Source organism: Rhodospirillaceae bacterium (assembly GCA_028819475.1).
Classification (GTDB): Bacteria; Pseudomonadota; Alphaproteobacteria; order Bin65; family Bin65; genus Bin65.
Genome location: JAPPLJ010000008.1, coordinates 77,368 through 96,393, shown reverse-complemented (window position 1 = coordinate 96,393; position 19,026 = coordinate 77,368). Strand labels below are relative to the sequence as shown.

The following is a 19,026-nucleotide window of genomic DNA, read 5'->3' as shown; positions in this document are numbered from 1 at the left end:
ACCATCCCTACTTGCGAATTCCCTCGATCGAAAGGAAGAAATGCACCGTGTCGGACGCCGGGCCCAGGCTCCTGCCGGCGCCGAAAGCCTTGCGCGACAGGGTGACCGAGCCCTCGAATCCGGTGCGGTAGCCGCCCCACGGATCGTTGCCTTCGCCGGTTTTCTTCACCGCGATGGCGATCGGCTTGGTGACGCCCATCAGCGTCAGGTTCCCCTTCATCGTGCCGCCTTTGGCATCGCCCTCATAGCCGGTGCTGACGAAGGTCGCTCTGGAAAACTTCCGCACGTTCAGGAAGTCGGGCGAACGCAGATGCTTGTCGCGTTCGGCATGGCCCGAATCGATGCTGGCCGTGTCGATCTCGACCGAAATCTTCTGGCCGCCCGGTCCGGCCGCTGGATCGAATGCGAAGCTGCCCGAAATCTTGTCGAAGACGCCGACCATCCAGGAAAAGCCGAGATGGCTGATCCTGAACTGGACGAAGCTGTGGGCCGGATCGATCCGGTATTCAGCGGCCCGGCTCGCCGTTGCCGAGAACACGATGGCGGCGGCAAGGATGGCTGCGAGTGTGCGTGCTTTCATGGTTCGAGTCTCCGTTCGGATGAGTCCGGTCAACCGGAAAGAGGCAGGCAGGTTGCAATTCCATTTATACGGCGGACAGGGCATCAAGCAATTTTTCTTCAGTAACGGAAATTACTGAAAGAAAAAACGGAATTGTCCCTGCCAGCGCGAAACAAGAGTTCGCCAAGTAATTGCAATACCACCGCCAATAACGAAAGCAGCGTTACAATTATCAGCTAAATTTGTCTGCGACGCAGCCGTCCTGCACCCGACGGCCCGGAACGACCCGGAGCGAAACGTATCCTGCGCGTCGTAGGCGGCAGCGGGATTCCGTCGTTCGGCAGGCGCCGGTTCAGGATTTGCTCAGGGCGGACAGCTTCAGTTCGTGCTGATTGCCGAGCCACGCCGCATAGTCCCTGTGATTGGCCAGGTCGTCGCCGGTCAGCGGGTGGAGAAAGACATCGAGTTCGCCACGATTGAGAATCAGAAAAGGCAAGAGTTCACCGAGTTGTTCGACCTTGAAAGCGATCTGGTAGCTCCACTGCGGATGCGGACCGACCGGGAAATCCCGCCATCGCCCCATGACAATGTCGAATCGCGCTTCGACCGCTTCGCGCAGCACCGCAGCGGCCGGCTTCGATTCCGCCGTGTAGTAGACATGGGCGTGGTAGCCCTCGATGGAAGCGGGATCGGCTGAATCGATGAACATGACTGCTGACTTTAAACCGGCCGTGCGCCGCCAATATAGGTTTTCTGCACCGCCGTGGCGACGCTCGGTCTGTACCTGATCGGCGCCCCGCGATAAACAGATTGCAGAGCGTTCGTTCCCGGAAGCCCGCCATGTTCGAGAAAATTCTGGTCGCCAACCGCGGCGAGATCGCCTGCCGGGTGATGAAGACGGCAAAGCGGCTGGGGATCGCCACCGTCGCCGTCTATTCTGAGGCAGACCGCGACGCCCTGCATGTTGCCAGGGCCGACGAGGCGGTCGCCATCGGACCGGCGCCTTCCGCAGAATCCTATCTGGTTTCCGACAGGATAATTGCCGCCTGCAAGGAAACCGGGGCGGATGCGGTCCATCCCGGCTACGGCTTTCTTTCGGAGAACACCGGCTTTGCCGAAGCGTTGGCCTTGGCCGGTATTGCATTCATCGGCCCGCCGCCTGCCGCCATCGCCGCCATGGGCGACAAGATCGAATCCAAGCGCATTGCGATGAAGGCGGGCGTCAACACGATTCCGGGCCATGTAGGCGTCATCCGGGACTATGCCGAGGCACTGAAGATTGCCGAAGACATCGGCTTTCCCGTCATGATCAAGGCGTCGGCCGGTGGTGGCGGCAAGGGCATGCGCATCGCCCGCGCAGCGTCGGAACTGGCCGAGGGCTTCCGACTGGCGACCAGCGAGGCCCGCAGCTCTTTCGCCGACGACCGGGTCTTCATAGAGAAATTTATCGAAGACCCCCGCCATATCGAAATCCAGGTGCTCGCCGATACCCACGGCAACGTCGTGTATCTGAACGAACGCGAATGCTCGATCCAGCGCCGCCACCAGAAGGTGATCGAGGAAGCGCCGTCACCGTTCATCGACGAAGCGACGCGGCGCGCGATGGGCGAACAGGCGGTCGCCCTGGCGAAGAATGTCGGTTATTGCTCGGCCGGGACCGTCGAGTTCATCGTCGACACGAAGCGAAATTTCTATTTCCTGGAGATGAATACACGCCTCCAGGTCGAGCATCCGATAACCGAATTCATCACCGGCCTCGATCTGGTGGAGCAGATGATCCGTGTCGCTGCCGGCGAGAAACTGTCCTTCGGTCAGGACGAGGTGACGCTGAGCGGATGGGCGATGGAAAGCCGGGTCTACGCCGAAGATCCTCTGCGCGGATTTCTGCCGTCAATCGGCCGGCTGGTGCGCTACATCGCGCCCGAACAAAGCGAAACCGTCCGCGTCGACACCGGAGTCGGCGAGGGGTCTGAAATCTCGATGTATTACGACCCGATGATCGCCAAGCTGGTCAGTTACGGCACGACCCGGGACGAGGCGATTGCCGAAATGCGCCAGGCGCTCGACGGCTACTATGTCCGCGGCGTGAACCACAACATGCAGTTCCTGTCGGCCGTCATGCAGCATCCGCGTTTCGTCGCCGGCAACCTGACGACCGGCTTCATTGACGAGGAATTTCCCGACGGGTTCAAGGGCGTGACGCCGGGATCGACGGAAACCGAAACTCTCGCCGCCATCGCCGCTGCATTGGCGCAGATCGTGCGCAAACGCGAAAGGTCGATCGGTCTCGATGAACCGGCATCGGCAGCGTCGGCCCATTGGGTCGTCCAGCTCGGTGCGGACTATGTCGACACTTTCATCGAGGGTGAACCCGGCGATGTCGAAGTGACGATCGGACATCCGCCGGCCGATGGCGCGGACGACCGCATGATCGTTCCGGTGCTGACCGGGTGGCGCCCCGGCGAGCCGTTGTTCACGGGGCAGGTCGGTGGCGCGCAGGTGACCGCGCAGATCGACTCCTCAGGCAGCGGATGGCAGATCGGGCACGGCGGTGTGGTGGTGACGGCGCGTGTCCTGCGGCCGGGGATTGCGCGGCTGGCAGCCACGATGCCGGTCAAGGAAGCGCCGGATATGTCGAAATTCCTGCTCTCGCCGATGCCGGGCCTGCTGGTTTCAGTGGCTGTGACAGGCGGACAGCGCGTGAAGGCCGGCGAAGAACTGGCGGTCGTCGAAGCCATGAAGATGGAAAATGTCCTGCGCGCCGAACAGGATGGCGAAGTGAAGGCGATCCATGCCAACCCAGGAGATTCGCTGACGGTGGACCAGAAGATCGTCGAGTTCGCCTGAAACGCCGCCGGCCGGCCGCTTTGGTCTATCCCTTGCAATCCGGGTCCGGCAGATGGGAAAAGGGATGCCGGAAACAGCCGTGCATCTGCGCATTTTCGGCAAAGTCCAGAATGTCTGGTTCCGCGGCTGGCTGGTTGAGCAGGCGGATGGCGCGGGGCTCAGAGGCTGGGTCCGCAACCGGTCGGACGGATCTGTCGAAGCGTTGTTGATCGGTCCGAATAGCCTCGTGCAGGAGGTGGCCGGCCATTGCCGGTCTGGTCCGCCGGCCGCTGTTGTCGGCAGCGTCCGGGCCACGCCGTCGAGCGATGACGGATCGCCCGGCTTCCGGCTGCGTTCCTCTTTGTGACCGGGGGACGTGGCCGGCATGGGAAACGAGTTCGCACATGGGCCGATTGTTGATCGAAGGAATCCCCTTTCATGTCGACAGCATGGGGGGATATGTCGGCAAGCCGATCGGTGAGAGCGATTGGTTGTCGATCGACCAGACGCGGATCGACCTGTTCAGCGAGGCGACGGAAGACCGAAACCCGCTGCATGTCGATCCGGCGTGGGCTGCCGCCAACGGCCCGTTCGGCAGCACGATCGCCCACGGGTTTCTCACCCTTTCCCTGCTGAGTTTTCTCTCCAGAAGCGGCGACCTGCAGCCCGATGGCGTCGACTACGGCATCAATCTCGGCTTCGAACGGATAAGATTCCTCGCGCCGGTGACCGTCGGCGACCGCATCAAGCTGCGTTTGACCCTGATGGAGATCAAACCGCGCAGCGAGGGCAAGTGGCAGTACAAGCTGCGCTGTTCGATCGTCACGGAAAAAACCGGAAAGACAGCGCTGAGCGCGGTCTGGCTGGTGCTGTTCGTCAGTGCGGCGCGCGCGGGAGAAGACGGCCGACCGTTTGGCTGAAGGTCGTTGTCAGCGCGGCATCTAGATCGGCCATCGACGCTCCGGTCCCGAGGTCGGCCAGCGAGGTTACGCCATAGCGCGGATCGTCTATGCCACACGGCAGGATACGCCCGAATTCCGCCAGGTCCGGCGCGACGTTGATCGAGATACCGTGATAGCTCACCCAGCGGCGAAGCCGGATGCCGAGGGCGGCGATCTTGTCCTCGCAGCCGGGTCCCTTGTCGGCCGACCGGTCGACCCACAGGCCGACCCGGCCTTTCCGGGCAACGGCGTCCACGCCCAGCTCGCCGAGCGCCGCTGCGATCCAAGCCTCCAGCGCGTAGACGAGCTGGCGCACATCCCGGCGTCGGCGGTTCAGGTCCAGCATGGGATAGACGATACGCTGGCCGGGGCCATGCCAGGTGTAGCGCCCACCGCGCCCGACCCTGAAAACCGGCAAGTCGCCGGGATTGCGCAGTTCGGATGGCGCGGCGCTGGTTCCGGCGGTCAGCACAGGCTCGTGCTCGAGCAGCCAGATTGTTTCGCCCGTACGGCCTGCGAGGATGGCCTCGACCCGACGCTCCATATCGCGGAGCGCCGGTCCGTAGGGGCGCGGCGCCGACGCCGTCGACCATTCCGGTTCCGCGGCAGCTGCCGTTTCCGCCCCGGTCCTTTCGCCGGGAGAATTCACTTGCGCATTCCCCTCACCGCGCCTCGTCTTGCGCCGATTTGGCCGCTTTGGCCGCCGGCGCTGCCGCCTATATAAGCTGTCTTCGGTCGCCGGTCCCTGGTTTCCATATCGGCGCTTTACATCGGTCGGCCTTTCGATCAGACAGTTTCGGTCGAACGGGGCGTCGCATGCGGTCGTGGCGGAATTGGTAGACGCGCAGCGTTGAGGTCGCTGTGGGCGAAAGCCCGTGGAAGTTCGAGTCTTCTCGACCGCACCAGACCATCCGAGGGTCGGCAAGCCGGCCCCCTTGAGACACTGGCGGGCCCCCTTGTGACATGGGTGGCCGGCGATTGATTTGTCGCCGAGCCGGGGGGTTCCGGACATGGCCGACACAATCGACAAGCCGGAAAAGAAAAAGAAGAAACACGCCACGGCGCCGCTCTATGGCCTGAAGCCGGCGGTGGTCCATGCCATTGTGGAAGCGGCGCGGGCCGGACAGGCGAAGCGGGTGCGCCGCCTGATCCATCCCCTGCATCATTCCGACATTGCCGACCTGCTCGAGCGGCTGCCGTCGGACGTCCGGTTCCGGGTCGTCGACTTTTCGCGCCGCACGTTGCCGTCCGAAGTCCTGCCCGAGCTCGACGACGCGGTGCGCGACGAGGTTCTGGACATCCTCGAGCCCAGGCAGGTCGCGGCAGCCGTCAGCGATCTGAGCACGGACGACGCGGTCGAAATCCTCGAAGACCTGGACCACGCGACCCGGCAGAAAATCCTCACCGCAGTCGAGCCCGAAGACCGGCTGCTGATCGAGGACAGCCTGTCCTATCCCGACGACAGCGCCGGCCGGCTGATGCAGCGGGATTCGGTCGCCGTCGCGCAAAGCTGGACGGTCGGCGAAGTGATCGACCATATGCGTGAAAGCGCCGATCTGCCGGACGATTTCTACGACATATTCGTGGTCGACAGCGGGTCGCGTGCGCTGGTCGGGAGCCTGCCGCTCAACAAGCTGCTGCGCACCCGCCGGGCCGTGCGCATCGCCGCGATGATGGACCGGGACATCACGATCATTCCGGCGACGATGGACCAGGAAGACGTGGCCATCCTGTTTCGCGACCGCGATCTGGTATCGGCCCCGGTGGTCGACGACGATAACCGCCTCGTCGGCATGATCACCGTCGACGACGTGGTCGACGTGATCGACGAGGAGGCCGAGGAAGACCTGCTGAAACTGTCCGGCGTCAGCGAGACGGACTTCTATCAGGACATGATCCAGACGACCCGGCGCCGGTTCAGCTGGCTCGGCATCAACCTGGTCACGGCGATCGCCGCATCGATCGTCATCGCGATCTTCGCCCGGACCATCGAACAGGTCGTGGCCCTCGCCGTGCTCATGCCGATTGTCGCCTCGATGGGCGGTATCGCCGGCACCCAGACCCTGACGGTGGCGGTCCGGGCCATCGCCATGCGCGATTTCGGCCCGGGCAAGGCGTCCCGCTTCATCCTCAAGGAGCTCTCGGTCGGCCTGGCGAACGGCATCCTGTTCGCCGCGATCATGGGCGTGATCGCTGGCCTCTGGTTCGCCGATCGGGGGCTTGGACTGGTCATCGCGGTCGCCATGGTGCTGAACCTGCTGGTTGCCGGCCTGTCCGGCGCGATGGTGCCCTTCCTGCTCGACCGCCGGGGCGTCGACCCTGCAATCGCGTCGCCCGTCATACTCACTACGGTCACCGACGTTATCGGCTTCCTGACATTCCTCGGTCTGGCGACCGTATTTCTGCTTTAGGGGCCGATCGCCTGTGCGGATCGTCTTCGACACCTGGCAGTACGTTCGCGTGATGGTGCGCCTCGAAGAAACGCGGGACCGGGACGCCGCCCGCCGGGTCCTGTGGGCGGCCTGGTCGGCGGACTGGCGCCGCATGGACGAAGAACTGGAAACCCTGCGCACTGCAGACTTCGGGCGCTTCGCCGAAGCCATGATGGACGAGGAGGTGGCTTTCGATCCGGTCGATGCCGCGACGGCGCGGACGGTCGCCCGGCTGGCGCGGGAAGTCGCCGGCGCGCTGGCAACGGCGCGGAAAGGCGCCGATCCGTCCACCGGGCGGGATCTGGCTTTCGAGCAGGCAGGGCTCACCGATCTGGCGGGGCGGCTCGAGGAACTGGCCCGGCGCCGCGGCGGCTGAGCCCTATTCTCCGCCTTCCGCTTCTTCGTTCCCGTCGGCCGCCGCTTCCAGCCGGTCGACACGCTCGGTGACGGCCCGAAGTCTGCGCAGGGCGCGGCCGACGCGCATCTGGTCCATTTCCAGCGACCGCTGCTCCTTGATCCGCCGGGCGGGATATCCGGTGTAGACCGACCGAGGCTCAACGTCGCGGCCGACCCCCGCCTTGCCGGCAACGATAGCGTCGTCGCCGACTTTCTTGTGGTCCGCGATGCCGACCATGCCGCCGATGACCACACGGTCGCCGATGGTGGCGCTGCCGGCTATTCCGGAGCTTCCGGCGATCATGACATTCTCGCCGACCGTGACGTTGTGGCCGATCTGGACCAAGTTGTCGATTTTCGTGCCGTCGCCGATCCGGGTCGGGCCGAGGGTGCCGCGGTCGATGCAGGTGCCGGCGCCGATCTCGACATTGTCGCCGACGATCACGTTGCCCAGCGAATCGATACGCTGGATATCGAAGTTGAACGCGGTTACCTCGCCGGTCTTCTGCGCCCGCTCGACGCTGCCTTCCTCAGCCGTGACGAAGCCGAACCCGTCTGCGCCGATGCAGGCATTCGGCTGAAGGATGCAGCCATGGCCGATGACGCAGTTCTCGCCGATCCGCACACCCGGATGCAGGATGCTGCCGGCGCCGACCTCCGCGCCAGCCGCGACCGTGACCTGGGAAAGCAGGACCGCGCCCGGCCCGATGCGCGCGCCCGGACCGATAACGCAGAGCGGGCCGACGGAGGCGCCGTCGCGGATGTTCGCAGCGGGATCGACGACTGCGCTGGGATGGATTCCGGGAACGTGGTGCAGCGGCGGCGAGAAGAGCCGGGTGAGGCGGGCCAGCGCAACCTTGTGCCGCCCGCCGATTGCCAAGCCGCCGGCGAACCGTTCGGTGTCGATCTCCATGCCGCGCGCAACGATCGCCGCGCCGGCGTGGGTGCGCTGGAGCAGGGCGTGGGCGCCTTCGTCCATGGCCAGCGCAAGGGTTTCCCGGTGCAGGGCGAAGACCGGATGGGCGACCGCGGTCACCGTGAAGCTGCCGTCGCCGATGACGTCAGCACCGAGCGTTTCGGCGAGATCGTTCAGCGATTTCGGTTCGGGTGGAGAGAGCAGGGGCATAGGAGAAAGCCATCGCGCGGCGGCCCCTCGTCGGCAGGTTTCGGGGCGCCGGATGAACGCTTGCAGGTCACATAGGCCGGCCGCCGGCTCGCCGGCAATTCGCGCCGTTGCCGCATCGGCTCAGGCCGCATGGCCGAAGCGGCGGAAGAAGGCCTCGACAGCCTGCCAGACGGCCTCGGGCCGCTCGACCTGCAGGAAATGGGTGCAATCCGAAATCATGGTGTAGGGCAGGCCATGTCCTTCCGCGAGGGCCCGGCCGAGGAGGGCGGGAGGCTGAACCTTCGGCAGCGTCACATCCGCGCCGACCACTGCGATGTCGCCGGGCATCGTACCGACTTCGGGCCAGATCGTCGGGTCGAGATTGCCCGCAAAGATTTTCGCCTCGAGCCTCTTCGGGCAGGCCAGCACCCAGCCGTCGTCCGTCTTGCGCGTTGTCGCCAGCGCGAACAGTTCATACGTGCCTGGCAGCCAGCGGCGGAAGGCCGGCCGCTTGCGCAGCACGGCAGCCAGCTCTTCGGGGTCGCCGAACCGGTCGGGCCGGCGCAGGGCGATTGCCTCCATATCTTCCATGTGAAAGGTCTGGGTTCGTTGCAGGGCATGGCCGGGCGGCGGAAAGATCGGTGGGTCGACCAGGATCAGCGGCGACCAGCGCTCGCCGAATGCCCGGGTCTGGAGCAGGGCGGAAATGCCCGACATGGAATGGAAGACGGCCGCGACCGGCCCGGCGCCGAACAGCCGGTCGATGGCGCATCGCACGGTTTCGAAATCGTCGCGGAACTGGCGCCAGTTATGGTTCTCCACACCGTCCGGCGGATTGTGCCCGTGGTTTCTGGTGTCGAACAGGATGACGTCGTAGTCGGCCAGCATCAGCCGCCAGAACGGGTAGTAGGCCTCGATCGCCATTCCGTTGCCGTGGCTGAGCGCGACCCGCGGTCCGTCCGGGTTGCCGTGGCGCCGCAGGATCATCGTGGCGCCGTCCGTCAGGGCGAGGGTATGGATTTCGCGCGGCTCGGGCGGAACCAGCGCCGGCGGCGGATGGATCGAGAAATTCATGGCATCCGGCTAGACCGTCCCGGCCGGTCGGTCAACGGACACCGGCGGGAATGGCGCAGCTTCGTGGGGTGTGGATGCGTCATGAAATGTCATGATCCTGTATGTCCGGTCTCCTTGCGGCTGAGGATCGTCGCTGCGCGCCGTCCGGGATGGCGCGAGAAGAAAACGGAGATTTGTCAGGAAATGTCATGATCGGCCGCGGCGCTCCTGCCGCCTTCACCAGTCATATCGACCGGAGTGTCCCGCAGGGATTCGGAGCGGAGATATCTTTCCAGCGCTGAACCTGGACCGAATCGCCGAGCGGGAAGAATTTCTTCGCCTCGTCCCGGATCGAATCAGGGGCTTCGGTCGAAATGACGGAAGGGAGGGCTTTGCGCGTGTCATGAAATGTCATGATTCGTCATGCAGGCAGCCGGCGTGTCGCCGCCGGGTAAATGGGGACGAATACCGAAAATAGGGAATATTACAGAAATTTCAAGGCATGCCGCCGAAAATCCGGTGCGCTTCGGCGCCCGCTACCGCGGGATGAAATCGGGGCGGCCGGACCTGCCGGAGCCGGCGATTTCTGGGCGACCGTTCACGCCGGCGCGAGCCGCGCCAATCCCGCCGCATCCCGCGCTTGACGGCCTCTCGAACGCTGCCATAAGGGGCGGCGTACCGTCGGCCGATCGATCCTTCGACTACGGAAAGGCTTGGTTGCGGGCGCGGCGCGACACGTTGTGGCGACAGGGCCCTCAAACGGGACAGGATTCCGATTTCCGCCAATACCGGCGCTCTGTAAGCGCTCGGTCTTCCGGTCTACTATCAGTAGCGCCGGTGTGCGGGCTGCCGATTGCCTCGTACAGACCGGGGAAACAAAGGTGAAACCATGACCCTGGTCCTGCACCATGCCTGGGATGCGGTATGCCCGATCAAGGTGCGGATGTGCCTGGCAGAGAAGGGGCTGGCCTGGCAATCGGTCGCCTATTCGATCGCAGCCTTCGAGCATCTCGCGCCGGACTATCTGGCGCTCAATCCGAACGGCACGGTGCCGACGTTGGTCGACGGGAACACGGTCATCTTCGAATCGTCGGTGGTCAATGAGTATCTCGACGACATCGGCCCCGGGCCGCCGCTCAAGCCGGCCGACGCCGGCGAACGGGCCACAATGCGCATGTGGGTGAAGTTCCAGGACGATGTGCTCCATCCGGCGACCCGGCCGCACACTTTCAGCCTGATCCTGCTCCATCCCCAGAGCCCGATGGCGCGCCTGTCCGACGCGGAAATGGAACGCCGGCTGACGAGGCATCCCGACCCGAACCGGCTCGCCATGTTCCGGCAGATGGGCCGCACTCCGGCGCCGCCAGCCGTGCTGGACCGGGCCGAAGCGGCCCTCGGCCGGGCGCTCGACCGGCTGGAGAGCGGCCTGGCGGATGGCCGACCGTGGCTCGCCGGCGACGCCTTCTCGCTCGCCGATGTGGCGATGACGGGTGTGATCGACCGGCTGCACTATTGCGGCCTCGGCCGCTTGTGGGAGGCGCGGTCGAGTACCGAAGCCTGGGTGGAACGGCTACAGGCGCGCCCGGCCTACGCCGCTGCCGTTCCGGCGCTCTCGCAGCGCATGCCGGGACCGCTGACGGCCTGACTCCCGGTCTTGTGGGCTATTGGTGGGAGAGACCGCCGTCGACCGTGAAGGACTGGCCGGTCACGAAGTCGCTGGCCGGCGACAACATATAGATCAGCAGCCCGGCGAGATCGCGCGGCACGCCGGAGCGGGGCACGACCTGTCGGGCGACCACGGCGGCAATGCTCTCCTCGGTCTGGCCGGGATTTTCGACTTCGGTGAGGATCTGCCCCGGGCTGATAGCGTTGACGGTAATGCCTGTACCGCCGAGTTCGCGCGCCATCGAGCGGGTCATGCCGGCCAGCGCCGCCTTCGAGGCGACATAGTGGAGGTAGTTCGGCAGGCCGAGATGCCAGGCGGCCGAAGAGATGTTGACGATGCGGCCCCAGCCGGCTGCGCGCATCGTCGGCAGCACCGCCTTGGCGGCATTGAAGGCGCCACCGGCATTAACGCGCATCACCTGGTCCCATTCCTCGGCCGGAATCTCCCAGAACGGCCGGCGGGCCAACGCCGCGTTCAGGCCGGCATTGGCGATCAGGCCGTCGATCCGGCCGAAAGTCTCCTCCGTGCGGTCGGCCATAGCCTGCGTGGCGTCCGGATCGGTCACGTCGGTCGCAACGGCGAGGTGCGGCCCGTTGAATTCGGCGATTTCCCCGGCAACGCGCCGGCCCGCCTCCCCGTCGACATCCGCGACGACGATCTTCGCGCCGCCGCGGCTCAGCAGATGGGCATAGGCGCGGCCCAGCCCCCGGCCGGCGCCGGTAATGGCGACGACGCGCCCGGCGATCCCGGTTTCCGGCGGGTTGCCGACCAGTTCGTCGAACGGGCGTTGCACCATCAGGCGCCGTTCAGATGCTGCTGCAGGAAGGCGAGCGAACGGGCGTTGGCAAGGGCAGCCGCATTCGCGCGATAATTGTGCCCGCCTTCCAGGGCAAAGGCGTGGCCTGCGCCCTCGTATTCGTGGAGGGTTACGGCGTCAAGCGAGTCCAGGGTACCGACAATCGCGTCGTGCGCCTCCTGAGAGCAGAGTTCGTCGGCCCCGGCGATATGGAGCATCAGCGGGCCGGCGATGGCGCCCGCCTCGCCGAGGTAGCGATCGATATTGACGCCGTAATATCCGACCGAACAGTCGGCGGTGCTGCGCGCCGCCGTCAGAAAGGCGAGCCGCCCACCCAGGCAGTAGCCCAAGGCCCCGACCTGTCCGGTGCAATCCGGGCTTCCGCGCAGCCAATCGATAGTTGCATTCAGGTCTGCCGTAGCCGCCGCATCGTCGAAGCCGGCGTTGAGTTCCAGCGCGCGCTGCTGTTCGGCCGGGTCCGGCTTCGACGGATCCTGGATCAGCTGGACGCCCGGTTCCTGGCGCCAGAACAAGTCCGGGCAGGCGACGAGATAGCCCCGGTCGGCGAAGCCGTCGGCCAGGCGCCGCATCACGGCGTTGACGCCGCAGATATACTGCATCAGCACCAGGCCAGGCGCCGGACGCTGCGCCGGACGGGCGAGGTAGGCCTCGAATTTGCCGTCCGGCCCGTCTATCGCTACGGTTTCTCCCAATACGGTTGCCATGCCGCTTCCCCAAATTTTCCGCCGGTTCCGAGCGAACATATGCCGATGCAGATAATCCGCCAAGCAAGGAAACTCCCGCCTGCAGTCGCTGGCCGAAGGCCGTGGGCCGTCATCGGAGCCGCAGGCCTATGACCCGAAGCGATCCGGGCGAGGAGACTATCCGCGGCCTGCCGTTCCGGCTGGAGAACAGCCCGTTCTACCTGATGGCGCGGGCCATTTCGAAGGCGACGCGCGGTATAGACGCCGCGCTCGGCGCAACCCGCTTCTCCCAGACCCAGTGGCGCGTGCTGATCACACTTTCCGAACACGGCGCTCTCTCGATCGGCGACCTTGCAACAGCCATCTTCGTCGAAAGCTCCGCGGTCGGCCGGGCAGTCGGCCGGATGGAGCGAGACGGCCTGGTCAGGAGGGAACGCGACCGGGACGACCGGCGCATCACGCGGGTCAGCCTGTCGCCCGAAGGGCGACTCAGGATGGAGGAACTCAGGGCCGTCGTCGCCGCCGAACTCAACCGGCTGCTCGATGGTTTCAGCGCTGAGGACGTGCAGACCCTGAATGCCTGGCTCGCCCGGATTTCAAATTCCGCTGACGAAATCGAACGCCGCTGCATTGACTCAAACGCAGACGATCGAACGGCCTGATTTGGTTAGAGAATTATCTTTGCTGATCCGGCGACCTGATATATATCTGCACATGCAGATAGTTTGACGCTCTTTCCCGGAAGGACGGACGATGGATGGGATGGAAACTGTTGATGCTGCCGCCCGAATAACCGGGCCGAGCAGCGATTTTTCCCGCATCCCCTATCATCTGTACACCGACCAGACGGTGTTCGACCTGGAGCAGGAGCGGATTTTCCGGGGGCCGACCTGGAGCTATCTCGGCTTTGAGACCGAGGTGAAAGAGCCGGGCGACTACATCACCGGCTATGTCGGGACGACGCCCTATGTCCTGACTCGGGACAAGGACGGCGCGCTCCACGCCTTCGTCAATCGCTGCGCCCATCGCGGCGTCGCGGTGGTCCGCGACCTGCGCGGCAATGCCCGCAACTTCACCTGCATCTACCACCAGTGGTGCTACGCGCTGAACGGCGATCTGATCGGCGTGCCGATGATGAAGGGCATGCGCGGCGTCGGCGGCTATCCGGACGATTTTTCCGTCGACGGCCACGGGCTCAAGAAGCTCAGGGTCGAATCCTTCTCCGGCATCGTCTTCGGCACGTTCAGCGACGAGACGCCGCCGCTCGAGGATTATCTCGGCCCGGCGATCTGCGCGCGGCTCAAGCTGGTCTGCGGCCGGCCGATCAAGGTTACCGGCTATCACCGCCACACGATGCGCGCGAACTGGAAGCTGTTCGTCGAGAACACGCGCGACATGTACCACGCGCCGATGCTGCATCCCTTCCTCCCGGTGTTCGGCATCGCCGACATGAACATGCGGGCGACGATGGAGATGAACGAGCGCGGCGGGCTGAATTCGGTGCTGGCCGGCTACAGGCCGCCGCCCGGCGGCGACGAGCCGGCGCGGCCGCGGCCGACCAAGGGCCTGGTGCTCGAAGAGCCCGGCGTCGCTGTTGGCGTCCCGGAATTCCAGGACGGCCTCGCGCTTGCGATCATCTCGATCTTCCCATCCTGCCTGTTCACCCTGCCGGGCAATACCTTCAGCGTGCGTCAGATCCGGCCGAAGAAGCCGGACCTGGTCGAGACCCTCTACACCTGGTACGCGTTCGAGGACGACGACCAAGAGATGCTCCAGCGCCGCCGGATGCAGAACAACCTGTTCGGACCGGCCGGCTATGTCGCGATGGAAGACGCCGAAGCGCTGGAGCTGATCCAGCAGCGCATTTCCGATGCGGCGCTGGATGGCTGCTCGGTGCTCGAATTCGGAGGGCGCGGCACCGAGGACCGGATCGACCACATGCTGAGCGAGGGCGCGATCCGGGCGTTCTGGAAGGGCTATTGCGATATCATGGGTATCCCCGTGTCCGACGAATCGGCGGCAGCGTGAGGATCGCGGCAATGGACTTTCTGGAAACCGAACTGCGCATCGGCCGCCTGAACCAGGAATACGCCCGCTGCATCGACGAGGACCGGCTGGAAAGCTGGGTCGACTTCTTCGACGGCGAGGATGCGCGCTACATGATCCACCCGCGCGAGAATGCCGACGCCGGCCTCGAAGGCTACTGGATCTATTGCGGGAACAAGCCGATGATGCGCGACCGCATCGTCGCGTTGCGCAAGGCGAACATCTACAACATCCACTACGACCGGCACATCGTCGGCGGCAGCCAGGTCGTCGGCGTCGAGGACGGCATCTACGACGTGCGGACCAGCTATTGCGTCATCCAGACCGATGTCGAGGGCCGCAGCGAAGTGTTCAGCGCCGGCGAATACCGCGACAGGGTCGTGCTGAACAACGACGACGCCCGGTTCAGGGAGAAGATCGTCGTGCCCGACACCTTCAACATCGAGCGCCCGCTCGCGGTGCCGCTTTAGCGATTCGTTCTTCCACCGCTGGCCTTCGCCGGCCCCCGCTCCGGCACGACCCGGACACGCACCAGGTCGGCGCCGCTGCCGGTGTTGTCGGTCAGCGAGACCGACATGGCGGCGACAGCATTTAGGTTGGGCAGGTTCATGTCCTTCGCGTAGGGCGTTGCCCAGTGGTCGAACTGGCCGATCATCAGGATCGTGTCCGGCCGGATGCCTTCGCGCAGTTCGGCGACCCCCGCAGTCGCGCCGGTCGCCGACTCGATCCGTACGGGATCGCCGTCCCCGATGCCGAGCGCCTGCGCCGCCGTGCGGTTCATCACGACGCCGCGGTGGCCGGCGACGTTGTCCGCCACCTCGCGGATCATCGGGATCGTAACGTTGGCGCCCCAGGAATATTGCATACTGCGCGCGGTCAGCGCCCACAGCGGATAGTCGTCCGGATCGGCGCCGACCTCGCGGACATGGCCGGTCCAGTAGTCGGGGAAACTGCGGTAGGACGGCAGCGGCTCGTATTCCTCGAGCTGTTTCTCCCACCAGTCAATCCCGGCCTCGCGCAGGCGGTTGGCGAGCTGTTCGCCGTGGCGCTTGAGCCGCTCCTGATAGGGCATCTCGAAGCGCAGCCCGTGCTGCTTAAAGAACGGATAGAGATACCAGTCGCGCTCAGCCGTCTCACGCAGCAGGTAGCCGTGCTCCCGGAACCAGTCCAGGCTGCGGACCTCCGCGCCGCCGGTCAGCGCATGGCTGCCGGCGCGCGCCACCCGGTCCCAGATTTCGTCGGCGGTATGGCGCCGGTCGCGGGCGAGGCTGTAATCGTAAGCCCCCGACGCCAGCGGCACGCCGAGCCTGCCGTCGTTGATGACGCCGTGATAGGCGTCCAGAATTCCGGTCCGCGCCGCCAGCTCGCTCGCGATGTCGGTCATGTCGCGGCAGTCGACGGCGGGCGCGACGGCGGGCTGGCGGATCGCCCAGCCGCGGTGATGCCAGAACTGCTCCATGAACTGGCTGCCGCCGATCTTGATCAACTGCAGGCTTTCGAGATCGGTCGCCTCGGGCAGCAGCAGGTCGGCCATCCAGTTGGTTTCGTCGAGCGTGTAGGCGAAGCTGATGAGATAGGGGAAATCCGCGATCATGTCGGCGACGCGCGGCCCGTCCCACATCGAGATTGCCGGGTTGGTGCGGAAGGTGATCCAGACGTCCGGGAGGGTCTGGCGCGGCATTCCTTTCGGTTTCGCATTGTGGAAGATCCACGGCAGGGTCGTCGGGCCGAGGGCCTGGGAGCGCGGCGAATCGCCGGCCAGCGGCACCAGCGTGTTGTAGGCGTTGCGGATCTTCGGCTGCGCCTGCCAGCCCTGGCGCGACGTATCGTTGAACGGGAAATCCATGAAGCCGTCGTTGGTCGGCGTAATGCTGGCGAAACGGTCGTCGGGCGGCTCGTTGAGCTTGAGCACCGCAGGCCCGACCGTGCCGCCCGGCACCTCCAGCGCCCCGACCAGCGTCGCCAGCACGACGCGCGCCCAGCAGGCCTGATAGCCGCCCCAGCCGTTGTTGACGCTTTTGCCCAGCAGGATGGACACCGGCCGCAGCGGCAGCGTCTCGCCGTCGATCTCGACCGTGTCGCCGACCCGGGCATGGGCGAGGAATTCGTCGGCGACGCGCCGGATGCGCTCGGCCGGGATATCGCATTCGCCTTCCGCCCAGTCGGGCGAACAGGGCGCCATGTGGTCGAGGAGGAGCTGGAACGCAGGCTTCGCCTCGGCGTCCTCGTGCCGCCACAGGGCGCCGTCCGCGCCGCGCTCGACGCCCGCCGCGCGATAGCTGCCGGCGAGCGCCGGTTCGCCGATTTCGGCGTCGAACGGCTTGTCGGCGCCGTCCGCCAGGTCGCGAATCAGCGGCTTGTCGGTTTCCGGATCGCGCAGATAGTAACCGTTCGGCCCGACCAGGTAGGGCGCGCTCGTGTCCGCGCCCAGGAACGGCAGGTCGCAGACAGCGCGCCAGTCGCGCTCGTGCAGGATGCGGTGAATCAGGGCATAGAGGAAGGCGGCGTCGGTCTTCGGTTTGACCGGCAGCCATTCCGACGAACAGGCCGCCGTGACCGACAGATGCGGCTCGACCTGGACCCGCTTGAGCCCGGCGGCGCGCGCGTCGGCCTGACGCCAGGCGCCGGTCACGCCGGACGAATTCTCGATATTCTTGCCGCAGTTGACGATGTAATCGCAGCGCGGCGTGTCGGGCGCGCAGACGAAGGCCCGATGCCACAGTTCGCCGTAGAAATGTTCCGAATGGTAGCATTTGGCACCGGAGCCCGCGCCGTATCCCATATCGACCGGGCCCAAGGCGGCCAGGAAGGCGGGCAGCGTGCCGATATATTTCGGCGGCGAGTCGTCGCCGCCGAGGGTGAAGGCGAGGCGCGGATAGCCCGACTCGTCGCGCAGGCCGGCCGCCCGGATGGCGTTGAGCTTTTCGGCGACGATGTCGAACGCCTCATCCCACGAGATCGGCACGAAGCCGGGATCCTCGCTCCGGCCCTTGCGCGGGTTGGTCCGCTTCATCGGCCGGGCGATGCGGTGCGGGTTGTAGGTCTTCTGGATCAGCCCGTAGGCCTTGACGCAGACCCGCCCGCCGGCCGGATGCTCGGCAATGTCGAAATTCGGCTCGACCCGCAGCGCCACGCCGTCGCGCACCTCGACCTTCATCAGGTCCGGGCCTGCAGCGCACTGGTTGCAGTAGACGGGGACCTTTCTCGTGTCGCCGCCGGTCATGGCGCGGTTCCTCCCCGCATCGGGTGGCACGGCCTGCCGCGATTATGTCAACTTAGCGCCGGTTTGCCTATGATGGCGCGGCATGCGGGCCGGACGCCCGGCATGTTCCGTATTCTCCCCGAACGGGCCGGCAAACCGCCATGACCGAAACCGTCGAGTGCATCGTTGCCGGCGCCGGCATCGTCGGTCTTGCGATCGCGAGAGCGCTGGCGCGGGCCGGGCGCGAGGTCGTCGTCGTCGAACGCAACGCCTGGATCGGCAACGAGACCAGCTCGCGCAACAACGAGGTGATCCACGCCGGATTTCTCTACGCGCCGGACTCTTTGCGCGCCCGCTTGTGCCGTCCGGGCGCCGAGCGCACCTGGCGCTATTGCGAGAGCCGGGGCATTCCCTGTCGGCGCATCGGCAAGCTGATGCCGGCGGCGGACGAAGCCGAGCTTGGGATCCTCGCCGGACTGGTCGAGGGCGGTCGGAAAGTCGGTGCTCCCGAACTGGAACTGCTGGACGCCGCCGGGGTCGCGCGGCTGGAACCTGGGCTGCGCTGCGCGGGCGCGCTCCATTCGCCGTTTACCGGCGTGGTCGATACGCACGCGCTGATGCTTGCCTATCGCGGCGACGCGGAGGACTGCGGCGTGATGATCGCCCTTTCGAGCGCAGTGACAGGCGGCGACGTGCGCGACGGCATCCGGCTCAACGTCGCCGGCGCCGACGGCTGCGAAACGGCGGTCGGCTGCCGCGTCTTCGTCAATGCCGCCGGGCTCGGAGCCCGCCGGATCGCGCTTTCTCTTACCGGCCTGCCGCCGCAGTTCGTGCCGACGGTGCATTATGCCCTGGGCCGGTTCCTGTCATGGAGCGGCCGGCCGCCGTTCGGGCGCATCGTCGTGCCGCTGGGCGACCGACTCGCCAACGGCGGCGCGTTCACTCTCGACGCGGCCGGACGGGGCAAGTTTGGCGGCGACCTGGTCTGGGTCGACGAGATCGACTACCGCGTGCCCGCCGCTCTCGCAGCCAAGTTCGTAACCGCAATCCGCGGCTACTGGCCCGAAGTCGACGAGAGCCGCCTGTCGCCGGACTATGCCGGCATCCGGCCGCGCACCTGGGGGCCGAACAACGGCAACGGCGACTGGACGGTCTCCGGGTCGGCCCACCACGGCGTGCCGGGCCTGGTCAACCTGCTGGGCATCGAAACCCCCGGCATCACCGCGGCCCTGTCGCTCGCCGACCATGTCCTCGAACAGTTGGGAATAGAGCCGGTCCCGGAGGAATGAGGCCGGTCTCC

At 65.8% G+C, this 19,026-nt stretch carries 18 protein-coding genes and 1 tRNA gene; 11 read left to right on the top strand and 8 right to left on the bottom strand.

Annotation, left to right across the window (positions count from 1 at the left end; genetic code table 11):
- Positions 1 to 7: 7 nt before the first annotated feature.
- Positions 8 to 580, bottom strand: a complete 573-nt coding sequence (locus tag OXM58_02185; protein ID MDE0147156.1) for a YceI family protein — start codon at positions 578 to 580, stop codon at positions 8 to 10.
- Positions 581 to 911: 331 nt separating this feature from the next.
- On the bottom strand, positions 912 to 1,268 hold the full coding sequence (locus OXM58_02180; protein MDE0147155.1) for a DOPA 4,5-dioxygenase family protein: 357 nt from the start codon (positions 1,266 to 1,268) through the stop codon (positions 912 to 914).
- Between the two features lie 131 nt (positions 1,269 to 1,399).
- On the opposite strand from OXM58_02180, the gene OXM58_02175 reads away from it, so the two are divergent.
- The 3 genes from OXM58_02175 to OXM58_02165 all read left to right on the top strand — a co-directional run bounded on the left by OXM58_02175 (position 1,400) and on the right by OXM58_02165 (position 4,305).
- The gene (locus OXM58_02175) at positions 1,400 to 3,406 is read left to right on the top strand and encodes an acetyl/propionyl/methylcrotonyl-CoA carboxylase subunit alpha (protein MDE0147154.1); all 2,007 of its coding nucleotides are present in this window, start codon (positions 1,400 to 1,402) and stop codon (positions 3,404 to 3,406) included.
- Positions 3,407 to 3,470: 64 nt separating this feature from the next.
- Positions 3,471 to 3,752, top strand: a complete 282-nt coding sequence (locus OXM58_02170) for an acylphosphatase (GenBank protein MDE0147153.1) — start codon at positions 3,471 to 3,473, stop codon at positions 3,750 to 3,752.
- Positions 3,753 to 3,789: 37 nt separating this feature from the next.
- On the top strand, positions 3,790 to 4,305 hold the full coding sequence (locus OXM58_02165; GenBank protein MDE0147152.1) for a MaoC/PaaZ C-terminal domain-containing protein: 516 nt from the start codon (positions 3,790 to 3,792) through the stop codon (positions 4,303 to 4,305).
- On the opposite strand, the gene lipB is transcribed toward OXM58_02165, so the two are convergent.
- On the bottom strand, positions 4,262 to 4,975 hold the full coding sequence (lipB, locus tag OXM58_02160; GenBank protein MDE0147151.1) for a lipoyl(octanoyl) transferase LipB: 714 nt from the start codon (positions 4,973 to 4,975) through the stop codon (positions 4,262 to 4,264). The genes OXM58_02165 and lipB overlap by 44 nt on opposite strands.
- A 169-nt stretch (positions 4,976 to 5,144) precedes the next feature.
- Between lipB and OXM58_02155 the strand changes: the two genes are divergently transcribed.
- The 3 genes from OXM58_02155 (at position 5,145) to OXM58_02145 (ending at position 7,134) form a co-directional block, all read left to right on the top strand.
- Positions 5,145 to 5,231, top strand: a tRNA-Leu gene (locus tag OXM58_02155).
- 105 nt (positions 5,232 to 5,336) lie between these two features.
- Positions 5,337 to 6,737 (top strand): magnesium transporter, encoded by a 1,401-nt coding sequence (gene mgtE / locus OXM58_02150; protein ID MDE0147150.1) that lies wholly within the window; start codon positions 5,337 to 5,339, stop codon positions 6,735 to 6,737.
- Positions 6,738 to 6,750: 13 nt separating this feature from the next.
- Complete coding sequence (locus OXM58_02145; protein ID MDE0147149.1) at positions 6,751 to 7,134, top strand: hypothetical protein; 384 nt, start codon at positions 6,751 to 6,753, stop codon at positions 7,132 to 7,134.
- A gap of 3 nt (positions 7,135 to 7,137) precedes the next feature.
- On the opposite strand, the gene OXM58_02140 is transcribed toward OXM58_02145, so the two are convergent.
- Positions 7,138 to 8,280, bottom strand: coding sequence for a UDP-3-O-(3-hydroxymyristoyl)glucosamine N-acyltransferase (locus OXM58_02140; GenBank protein MDE0147148.1), 1,143 nt, complete (start codon positions 8,278 to 8,280; stop codon positions 7,138 to 7,140).
- Between the two features lie 120 nt (positions 8,281 to 8,400).
- Positions 8,401 to 9,333, bottom strand: a complete 933-nt coding sequence (locus tag OXM58_02135) for an alpha/beta hydrolase (GenBank protein ID MDE0147147.1) — start codon at positions 9,331 to 9,333, stop codon at positions 8,401 to 8,403.
- Between the two features lie 868 nt (positions 9,334 to 10,201).
- Here OXM58_02135 and OXM58_02130 point away from each other — a divergent pair.
- A complete protein-coding gene (locus OXM58_02130) occupies positions 10,202 to 10,957 on the top strand; it encodes a glutathione S-transferase family protein (GenBank protein ID MDE0147146.1) in 756 nt (251 codons plus the stop codon).
- 16 nt (positions 10,958 to 10,973) lie between these two features.
- Here OXM58_02130 and OXM58_02125 read toward each other — a convergent pair whose 3' ends face one another.
- Positions 10,974 to 11,774, bottom strand: coding sequence for an SDR family oxidoreductase (locus tag OXM58_02125; protein ID MDE0147145.1), 801 nt, complete (start codon positions 11,772 to 11,774; stop codon positions 10,974 to 10,976).
- Positions 11,774 to 12,499, bottom strand: coding sequence for a dienelactone hydrolase family protein (locus OXM58_02120; protein MDE0147144.1), 726 nt, complete (start codon positions 12,497 to 12,499; stop codon positions 11,774 to 11,776). Before OXM58_02120 ends, OXM58_02125 begins: the two co-directional genes overlap by 1 nt.
- A gap of 128 nt (positions 12,500 to 12,627) precedes the next feature.
- Here OXM58_02120 and OXM58_02115 point away from each other — a divergent pair, with 128 nt between their 5' ends.
- The 3 genes from OXM58_02115 (at position 12,628) to OXM58_02105 (ending at position 14,994) form a co-directional block, all read left to right on the top strand.
- Entirely contained in the window at positions 12,628 to 13,140 is a 513-nt protein-coding gene (locus tag OXM58_02115; GenBank protein ID MDE0147143.1) for a MarR family transcriptional regulator, read from the top strand.
- A gap of 100 nt (positions 13,141 to 13,240) precedes the next feature.
- On the top strand, positions 13,241 to 14,506 hold the full coding sequence (locus OXM58_02110; GenBank protein MDE0147142.1) for a Rieske 2Fe-2S domain-containing protein: 1,266 nt from the start codon (positions 13,241 to 13,243) through the stop codon (positions 14,504 to 14,506).
- Between the two features lie 11 nt (positions 14,507 to 14,517).
- Positions 14,518 to 14,994 carry a nuclear transport factor 2 family protein gene (locus OXM58_02105; GenBank protein ID MDE0147141.1) on the top strand — a complete coding sequence of 159 codons (477 nt, stop codon included), beginning with the start codon at positions 14,518 to 14,520 and terminating at the stop codon, positions 14,992 to 14,994.
- On the opposite strand, the gene OXM58_02100 is transcribed toward OXM58_02105, so the two are convergent.
- Positions 14,991 to 17,747: a molybdopterin-dependent oxidoreductase gene (locus OXM58_02100; GenBank protein ID MDE0147140.1), complete on the bottom strand. Its 2,757-nt coding sequence runs from the start codon at positions 17,745 to 17,747 to the stop codon at positions 14,991 to 14,993. The genes OXM58_02105 and OXM58_02100 overlap by 4 nt on opposite strands.
- 140 nt (positions 17,748 to 17,887) lie before the next feature.
- Here OXM58_02100 and OXM58_02095 point away from each other — a divergent pair, with 140 nt between their 5' ends.
- Complete coding sequence (locus tag OXM58_02095) at positions 17,888 to 19,015, top strand: FAD-dependent oxidoreductase (GenBank protein ID MDE0147139.1); 1,128 nt, start codon at positions 17,888 to 17,890, stop codon at positions 19,013 to 19,015.
- The last annotated feature ends 11 nt before the right edge of the window (positions 19,016 to 19,026 follow it).

Excerpts from the sequence above, each read along its gene's own strand:
- OXM58_02185 (MDE0147156.1), bottom strand. The coding sequence starts at position 580 with ATGAAAGCACGCACACTCGCAGCCATCCTTGCCGCCGCCATCGTGTTC.
- OXM58_02180 (MDE0147155.1), bottom strand. The coding sequence starts at position 1,268 with ATGTTCATCGATTCAGCCGATCCCGCTTCCATCGAGGGCTACCACGCC.
- OXM58_02175 (MDE0147154.1), top strand. The coding sequence starts at position 1,400 with ATGTTCGAGAAAATTCTGGTCGCCAACCGCGGCGAGATCGCCTGCCGG.
- OXM58_02170 (MDE0147153.1), top strand. The coding sequence starts at position 3,471 with ATGCCGGAAACAGCCGTGCATCTGCGCATTTTCGGCAAAGTCCAGAAT.
- OXM58_02165 (MDE0147152.1), top strand. The coding sequence starts at position 3,790 with ATGGGCCGATTGTTGATCGAAGGAATCCCCTTTCATGTCGACAGCATG.
- mgtE (MDE0147150.1), top strand. The coding sequence starts at position 5,337 with ATGGCCGACACAATCGACAAGCCGGAAAAGAAAAAGAAGAAACACGCC.
- OXM58_02140 (MDE0147148.1), bottom strand. The coding sequence starts at position 8,280 with ATGCCCCTGCTCTCTCCACCCGAACCGAAATCGCTGAACGATCTCGCC.
- OXM58_02135 (MDE0147147.1), bottom strand. The coding sequence starts at position 9,333 with ATGAATTTCTCGATCCATCCGCCGCCGGCGCTGGTTCCGCCCGAGCCG.
- OXM58_02130 (MDE0147146.1), top strand. The coding sequence starts at position 10,202 with ATGACCCTGGTCCTGCACCATGCCTGGGATGCGGTATGCCCGATCAAG.
- OXM58_02125 (MDE0147145.1), bottom strand. The coding sequence starts at position 11,774 with ATGGTGCAACGCCCGTTCGACGAACTGGTCGGCAACCCGCCGGAAACC.
- OXM58_02120 (MDE0147144.1), bottom strand. The coding sequence starts at position 12,499 with ATGGCAACCGTATTGGGAGAAACCGTAGCGATAGACGGGCCGGACGGC.
- OXM58_02115 (MDE0147143.1), top strand. The coding sequence starts at position 12,628 with ATGACCCGAAGCGATCCGGGCGAGGAGACTATCCGCGGCCTGCCGTTC.
- OXM58_02110 (MDE0147142.1), top strand. The coding sequence starts at position 13,241 with ATGGAAACTGTTGATGCTGCCGCCCGAATAACCGGGCCGAGCAGCGAT.
- OXM58_02105 (MDE0147141.1), top strand. The coding sequence starts at position 14,518 with ATGGACTTTCTGGAAACCGAACTGCGCATCGGCCGCCTGAACCAGGAA.
- OXM58_02100 (MDE0147140.1), bottom strand. The coding sequence starts at position 17,747 with ATGACCGGCGGCGACACGAGAAAGGTCCCCGTCTACTGCAACCAGTGC.
- OXM58_02095 (MDE0147139.1), top strand. The coding sequence starts at position 17,888 with ATGACCGAAACCGTCGAGTGCATCGTTGCCGGCGCCGGCATCGTCGGT.